The sequence below is a fragment of the Nocardioides sp. genome, assembly GCF_025964975.1.
Classification (GTDB): domain Bacteria; phylum Actinomycetota; class Actinomycetes; order Propionibacteriales; family Nocardioidaceae; genus Nocardioides.
On record NZ_JAOPXV010000179.1, the window covers coordinates 20,042 to 27,344 of the forward strand.

The 7,303-nt window shown below is 70.2% G+C and carries 6 protein-coding genes; 2 read left to right on the forward strand and 4 right to left on the reverse strand.

Annotated features, from left to right (window positions below):
* Positions 1 to 305: 305 nt before the first annotated feature.
* Both JWN68_RS13655 and JWN68_RS13660 read right to left on the reverse strand, forming a co-directional pair.
* Complete coding sequence (locus JWN68_RS13655; protein WP_297739810.1) at positions 306 to 1,541, reverse strand: acyl-CoA desaturase; 1,236 nt, start codon at positions 1,539 to 1,541, stop codon at positions 306 to 308.
* A gap of 27 nt (positions 1,542 to 1,568) precedes the next feature.
* Positions 1,569 to 2,681, reverse strand: a complete 1,113-nt coding sequence (locus JWN68_RS13660) for a ferredoxin reductase (RefSeq protein WP_297739812.1) — start codon at positions 2,679 to 2,681, stop codon at positions 1,569 to 1,571.
* A gap of 176 nt (positions 2,682 to 2,857) precedes the next feature.
* Here JWN68_RS13660 and JWN68_RS13665 point away from each other — a divergent pair, with 176 nt between their 5' ends.
* Together JWN68_RS13665 and JWN68_RS19375 are read left to right on the forward strand one after the other, a co-directional pair.
* Positions 2,858 to 3,964: a PucR family transcriptional regulator gene (locus JWN68_RS13665; protein ID WP_297739814.1), complete on the forward strand. Its 1,107-nt coding sequence runs from the start codon at positions 2,858 to 2,860 to the stop codon at positions 3,962 to 3,964.
* 415 nt (positions 3,965 to 4,379) lie between these two features.
* A complete protein-coding gene (locus JWN68_RS19375) occupies positions 4,380 to 5,435 on the forward strand; it encodes a CHAP domain-containing protein (protein ID WP_366519808.1) in 1,056 nt (351 codons plus the stop codon).
* Positions 5,436 to 5,449: 14 nt separating this feature from the next.
* On the opposite strand, the gene JWN68_RS13675 is transcribed toward JWN68_RS19375, so the two are convergent.
* Together JWN68_RS13675 and JWN68_RS13680 are read right to left on the reverse strand one after the other, a co-directional pair.
* Positions 5,450 to 6,121 (reverse strand): alpha/beta hydrolase, encoded by a 672-nt coding sequence (locus JWN68_RS13675; protein ID WP_297739818.1) that lies wholly within the window; start codon positions 6,119 to 6,121, stop codon positions 5,450 to 5,452.
* Positions 6,118 to 7,303: amidohydrolase family protein (locus JWN68_RS13680; protein ID WP_297739820.1), on the reverse strand; the 1,186-nt coding region annotated here is incomplete at its 5' end. The genes JWN68_RS13680 and JWN68_RS13675, both read right to left, overlap by 4 nt.

Below are 7,303 nucleotides of genomic sequence, written 5' to 3' on the forward strand. Positions count from 1 at the left end.
CCGAGGGGACTGAGGCATGAACGCTTCTCCTTCACCTGCGGCGCAGGCGGGTGCGCCGACGCTCCCCCCTCATGGCATTCTCCACCTCCGCTCCCGTCTGGTCCAGTGACATCCAGTCCTCCTACCCTCACTCACGTCGCCCTGTTGACCGCATGGTGCTGTTGGGTCGCAAGAGGCTCCACGACGACACCTGGAACAAGCTCAGCTCCCCTGCACCTCATGTCCGGGGCACGCATGGCACGACAGGCGCGGGACGCCGAACGACCCCGACCGCGGTGAGGGGTCGGGGCCGTACGAAGCGCAGATCAGGCCGCGGCCTGGACCTCGACGCGTCGAGCCTGCTGGGTCAGCCGGGCCTGCGCGGCGCGACGGACCTTCGGGCCCTTGGTCGACATCGCGTAGAGCATCTTGAGCTGGCTGGGCACGTTCTTCTTGTTCGTGGTGGCGAGCCAGCCGTTGGGCAGCGAGAGCCGGACGACCTTGTGCCAGGCCGAGTACACCTGCGGGACCAACGGACGGGCGAGGTAGGTGAGCTCGTACTTCTCGAACAGGGCCTGCACCTTGGGAGCGATCTCCGCGTAGCGGTTGGACGGCAGGTCCGGGAAGAGGTGGTGCTCGATCTGGTGCGACAGGTTGCCGCTCATCAGGTGCAGCGCCTTGGAGCCGGAGATGTTGGCAGAGCCGAGCATCTGACGGACGTACCAGTCACCGCGGCTCTCGCCCTCGATGGAGCGCTTCTCGAAGGTCTCGACGCCCTCGGGGAAGTGGCCACAGAGGATGATCGAGTTGGACCACAGGTTGCGGACGATGTTGGCGGTGAAGTTGGCGGCCAGGGTCGGCAGGAACGAGCCCGTGGGGATCGACAGCACGGGGTGCGCGACGTAGTCCTTGGTGACCTGCTTGCGGATCTTGGTCAGCACGCTCTTGGCGCGACGACGGAACTCCGGGTCGTCGGTCTGCTTCTTCTTGATGACAGCGCCCAGGTCGAGGTCGTAGGCCGCGATGCCGTACTCGAAGAAGACTGCGTTGATGAAGCACCAGATCGGCTGGCCGAGGTGGAACGGCGCCCAGCGCTGCTCCTCGTCGACGCGCATGATGCCGTAGCCGAGGTCGTTGTCCTTGCCGATGACGTTCGTGTACGTGTGGTGCAGCTCGTTGTGGCTGTGCTTCCACTGCTCCGACGGCGAGGCCATGTCCCACTCCCAGGTGCTGGAGTGGATCTTCGGGTCGCGCATCCAGTCCCACTGGCCGTGCAGGATGTTGTGCCCGATCTCCATGTTGTCGAGGATCTTCGCCACGCTCAGGCCGGCGGTGCCGAGCAGCCAGGCCGGCGGGAAGATGCTGAAGAGCAGCACCGCGCGCGAGCCGAGCTCGAGCTTGCGCTGGGTGTCGATGAGCTTGCGGATGTACGCCGCATCGGCGCCGCCGCGGCTGTCCAGGATGTCCTGGCGGATCGCGTCGAGCTCGATGCCGATCTGCTCGATGTCGGACTCGGTGAGGTGCGCGATCGGGCTCTGGGCCTGCTTCTGGATCGTGGTCATGGTGACTCCTTCAGGGGGGAGATCGGGTCAGTGGTCGAGGTGGCAGGCGCCGGCGGCGGCGTTGATGCAGGTCTGGACCTTGATGGCGCCGTCGCCAGGGACGACAGCAGTGATCTGGCCGTTGCGGAGGTCGCGCACCGCGCCTGCCCTCATCGGCAGGACACAGCCCATACAGATGCCCATGCGGCACCCGCTGGGCATCAGGACGCCGGCCTCCTCGGCCGCGTCTAGGATCGAGGTCGCTCCGTCGAGCTCGAGCAAGGTGCCGTCGGCGAAGGCCACCGTCCCACCGTCGCCCGGCTCGATGCGCTCCGTACGGAACTGCTCGGTCACCAGCTCGAGGCCGGCGCGCTCATGGTGGGCCGCGAGGGCGTCCAGCAGGCCGGCGGGACCGCACGCGAGGGTACGGCGCTCAGCGAGGTCGGGCACCAGGTCGTCGAGCCGGTCCACGTCGAGGACGCCGTGCACGTCGTCGTACCGCGCGATCAGCGTGATCGCACCCGCGGCGGCCAGGGACTCCAGGTCGCGGATGAAGATCGAGTCGGGCTCGCTGGGGGCGACGTGCACGACGACGATGTCGAGGTCCTTGCTCCGGTCGAGACGCAGGACGCCCGTGTCGGTGCTCGGGAAGAGGTTGCGCAGCATGCCGATGACCGGAGTGATCCCGGAGCCCGCCGTCACGAAGAGGAGGCGGTCGTGGTCGGACTTCAGCACGAAGTCGCCGGCGGCCTGCTCGAGGTGGACGAGCGTGCCGGGGACGGCCTCGTGGACGAGGTGGTTGCTGACCTTGCCGTCGGGCACGGCCTTGACGGTGATCGAGATACGACCGTCGGCGCGGGGGCCGTGGGTCAGGGAGTAGGCGCGCCACTCACGGACGCCGTCGACGTCGATGCCGATGCGGAGGTACTGGCCGGGCACGTGGCCGGCCCAGTCAGCGCCGGGACGGATGACGATGGTCGCGGCGTCCGGCGTCTCGGCCCGGACCTCCTCGATGCGACCACGCAGGTCGGCGCCGGCACGGAGCGGGGCGAAGATGTCGAAGATGTCAGCGGGGACCAACGGGGTGGTCACGGTCTCGGCCAGCCGCGCCAAGCGGGAGCGCAGCGGGGCGCCGCTCCCGGTCATCAATGCCATGCTCATGTATCCAGAATGCCCGCCGCAGCGGCAGAGTTCCTGCCATGGGCGCGTGAATCGGGCGTAGACTCTTGTTCGTCGCGAACAAAAAGAAGGCTGGAGCGGTCATGACACGTGAACGTGTGCGTCCTACGACACAAGAGCGTACCCAGGTCGGGCTCGATCCGGACGTTGCGGCCAGTATGGAGTCGTCCTTGGCGCAGGTCGCCGAGAGCACCGTCGAGGCGATCATCGCGGAGGTGCCGAGCTATGCCGGCGCGCTGGCCGGTCAGATGGGCGCCACCATCCGCAACGCCGTCGAGCTTGCGCTGGGCGGGTTCCTCACGCTGGCCAGCAAGGAGGACGTGAGCACACCGCTGGCCCCCGCCCTCGACGGTGCCTACCGCCTGGGCCGCGGCGAGGCACGCAGCGGCCGCACGATGGAGGCGCTGCTGGCGGCGTACCGCATCGGGGCCCGCGTCGCGTGGCGGGACCTCTCCCGGGCCGCCGTCGCCCAGGGCGTCGACGCCGAACAGGTGGCGCGCTTCGCGGAGCTCGTCTTCGCCTACATCGACGAGCTCTCCGCGGCCAGCGCGGCCGGCCATACCGACGAGCTCGAGAGCACCGGTCGCATCCGGCAGCGCAACCTCGAGCGGCTGGCCAGGGCACTGGTCTCGGGCGCCGCTCCGGACGCGATCGCCGCCGCGGCAGCGCGCGCGGAGTGGGATCCGCCCGAGGCCCTCGCCGCCGTGCTGCTCCCCGAGTCGCAGGGCTCGCAGGCGCTGAAGCTCCTCTCGGCCGACACGCTCCAACCCACCGACGACCTGGCTGACGTCCCCGAGGGCCACGGCCTGCTGCTGGTGCCGTCCGCCGACTCGACGTCCGGTCGCCAAGGCCTGCTGCGCGCCCTCCGCGGGACGTCGGCCGTGGTGGGGCCGACGGTGCCGTGGCTCGAGGTGGCGCGGTCGCACCACCGGGCCGTGCGTGCCTGCGCTCTCGAGATCGAGGGCCTGGTGGACACCGACGAGCACCTCGCCGACCTGATCCTCGGAGCGGACGCCGCGACGCGGGCCGACCTCCGTGCCCTCGTCCTGGCGCCCCTGGCCGACCTGCGGCCCGCCACCGCCGAGAAGCTGACGGACACGCTGCGGTCCTGGGTGCTCAACCAAGGCCGTCGCGACGCGGTGGCCGGCGAGCTCTTCGTGCACCCACAGACCGTCCGCTACCGCGTACAGCAGCTGCGCGAGCTGTACGGCGACCGGTTGGAGGCGCCGCAGTTCGTGCTCCAGGCCACGCTGGCGCTGGCCTGACTACGCCCCGGGTAAAGACTCCCCCTCCCCGGAATCGGCTGCACCAATTTCCCCGGCATGACGCATGCGCCGAACCGGGCACGAACTGGACTCACAAGCCTGGCGCGCCGTGCGCTGTTGATCCTGGCGGTGGTGGCGGGACTGACCACAGCGACGCATACCCCGGCGACCGTGGCATACAGCGCCCTCTGCAGTGGATACGGTCCATGCTCCAGCGCGGGCTACAGCACGGCCGGCTACAACGACTCGACGAACGCGACGTCGTACTGGAACGCCGTTGCGGGACACAACTGCACGAACTACGTCGCCTTCCGATTGATCAACAACGGAGCAGCACGGGCTACTCGCCCGGCGACGCGGCCCGCTGGGGCACCTACTTCGCGGCTCGCGGGGTAGCGGCAACAACACCCCTGTTGTGGGCTCGATCGCGTGGTGGACCGATGACGCCGGGACCTACACCGGCTCAGCCGGCCATGTGGCGTATGTCGAGCGAGTCAACGCCGACGGTTCCATCGTCGTCTCTGAAGACAACTGGGGTGGCACCTTCCATTGGAAGACGCACACTGCTGGATACGCCTGGCCCAACGGGTTCATCCACCTCAAGGACGTCGGAGGTGGTGCTGGCGTCTCGGAAGGCCAGTTCGTCTCCTTCGACGATCACGTCTACCGGATCGCAGATGGCGCGCCCGTCTACGTCTCGAGCTGGAACTACTTCGGCGGCCCGCAAGCGACCACTGCGCTCAGTGCCTCTCGATTCGCGGCCCTGAGGCAATACCCCCTCGACGGGACCTTCGTCTCCGACCAGGACGGATCGGTCTACCGCTTCGCCGGCGGCGCACCCATCTACGTCTCCAACTTCGACCACGTCGGCGGCACCGGCGGCCAACCCGTCACCCGCGTCGACAAGGTCGCCCTCGAACGAACCGAACCCACCGGAACCTGGAGCCACGTCAGCCACCGACCAGCCGACGGAACCGTGCTCGACGCCGGCGGCACGAAGTACGTCACGGCAGCTGGCGCCCCTGCCCAGCACGACGACCGCCGCAGGAACCCGGATCGATCCGGCCGCCATCACCAACGCGGGCAAGCCCGGCGTGTGGGCGCACCTGGCCGCCCCTACCCCTGCTCCAGCCCTTCCGCCGGCGCCCAGCTCGCCCACCCATCCCACTGCCCTGGCACCCATGGTCCCTGCGTCGGAACCCTCGGCGAACTCATTGACCATGGCGATCAAGGCCGTGGAGAGGGCAGGCAAGCTGCGGGTGAAGATCGGCCCGGCGTCAGCGGCTGTGAACCATCGCTTCGTCGTCCAGACACGCAGGAACGGCACGTGGCGCAGGGTCGTGAAGTCCAGCACCCGCGACGACCGAGACGTCCGGGTGCTCAACCTCGGTCGAGGGGGTCTATCGCGTCGTGCTTCCCGCACAAGGCGGTCTGCCGTCCACCATCAGTCACGGTGCGGCTGCGCCGGTAGCTGCTTCGCGCCCATCAGGGCAGGAACTCCTGCACCGCATCCGCCAGCAGCTCGCCGCGGGTGAGCGGCACCATGTGCGCACCCAGCGTCAGGGTGACGGCCCGGGATCCGGGCGGCGCGACGGCGACGAGTGCGCGCGCCCAGTCGTCGGGGCAGATGCGGTCGTGTCGGCCACGGACCACGAGGACGGGACAGTCGAGGGTGGCGAGGGGCACCTGGAGGTCGTCGCGACGAGCGGCGTCCATCGCGCGCGACATCCAGCCGAGACCCGTGCGGCGATAGCTGCGCGCCAGGAGCGGCACCTGCCACGGGGGTTCCCAGGCGGCGGTACGCAGCCAGCGCGCCACCAACCGGGGCCAGGACGCGGCCCGCTGGTCGGTCGTCGGGCCGACCAGCACCACGCCGACCACGCGGTGAGGGACCAGCGCGGCCGCGTGGACGACGACCTGGCAGGACGCGGAGTGGCCCAGCAGCACCGCCGGACCGTCCACAGCGGCGAGCCCGGCGGCGACACGGGCACCCAGGGCCCCCGGCGCGAGGTCGTCGTCGCGCGTCGGGCGGCGCCCGTACCCCGGCAGGGCCTGGACCACGGCCTCCTGGTTGCCCAGGGCCACGATCGTGGGAGCCCACGCGTCCTCCTCCAGGCCCAGGCCCGGGACGCAGACCAGCAGCGGCGCCGCCGTCACGGGGCCGCCGGGTGGACTCGCTCGCCTGCTACCCAGGTGCCGAGCACGTGCTCGCCCATCGACCTCAGCCGGTCGGCATGGTGCGCATCGTCGGTTCCGGCGAGGGGGTCGGCGTCGAGCAGCACGAGGTCGCCCGGGTGGCCCACGGCGACAGTGCCCCAGCCGTCGGTGGAGGCCGCCAGGGCCTGGCGAGCGGTGATGGACTGCTCCGGATGCCACGGCTCGTCGGTCGCAGCGGCTCGGTGCACGGCCGCCGCCATCGCCAGCCACGGGTCGAGCGGCGAGACCGGAGCGTCCGAGCCGAGCACCACCTCGACGCCGTCGTCGAGCATCCACCGCAGCGGGAAGCAGCGCTCGCCACGACCTGGCCACAGGCGCTCGGTCACCTCACGGTCGTCGAGGAGGTGGGCGGGCTGCACGCTGGCGCGGATCCCGAGCTCGGCCATGCGACGTACGTCGTCGCGGGTCGTGAGCTGGACGTGCTCGATCCCCCCGCGCGCACCAGTATCCTCGAACGCTGCCAGGGCCTCGGTCACGGCGCGATCGCCGATGGCGTGGACGGCGACGTCGAGGCGGGCCCGCTCCGCCTGCCGGAGGAGTGCGCGGAGCTCGTTGGGAGTCTGGTTGGGCTGGCCGTGCGGGAAGCCCAGGACCGCCTTCTCCGCGTAGGGCTCGCAGCACCAGGCCGTGCGGGTGTTGAGGGAGCCGTCGCTGATGATCTTGAGCGGGCCCATCGTCAGGCGCGGGTCGTCACCCAGCGGCTGCCCCGAGGACAGGCCGCGCGCCAGGACGTCGGCGAGCCCATCGGCGTACGACGCCATCCGGACGCGGAGGACGTCGGCACCGCCGCTCCAGCGATCCAGCCACTCGGCGACACCGCCGCTGAACTCGAAGTCCACGACCCCGACGATCCCCACGGCCGCAGCGGCCTCCATGGCCCGTCGGTAGGCGTCCGGGCCGGTGCCGTCGACGCCGAGCACGGTGCTGAGGCGGCCGTATGCCTGGAACCACTCCCCTTCCGCGACCACGCCCTCACGAGTGGGCAGGAAGAGCATCTGCAACGCCCGGGTGTTGAGCCACCCGTGGTGGCCGTCACCGCAGATGAGCACGATCGGCTGGTCGGTCTCGATCTCATCGAGGTCGGAGACCACCGGAGGGTCGTCCCATGCGGTGGGCCGATGC

Bases quoted from the DNA above. Each gene is read 5' to 3' on its own strand.
- JWN68_RS13660 (WP_297739812.1), bottom strand. From the start codon at position 2,681: ATGAGCATGGCATTGATGACCGGGAGCGGCGCCCCGCTGCGCTCCCGC.
- JWN68_RS13665 (WP_297739814.1), top strand. From the start codon at position 2,858: ATGGAGTCGTCCTTGGCGCAGGTCGCCGAGAGCACCGTCGAGGCGATC.
- JWN68_RS13655 (WP_297739810.1), bottom strand. From the start codon at position 1,541: ATGACCACGATCCAGAAGCAGGCCCAGAGCCCGATCGCGCACCTCACC.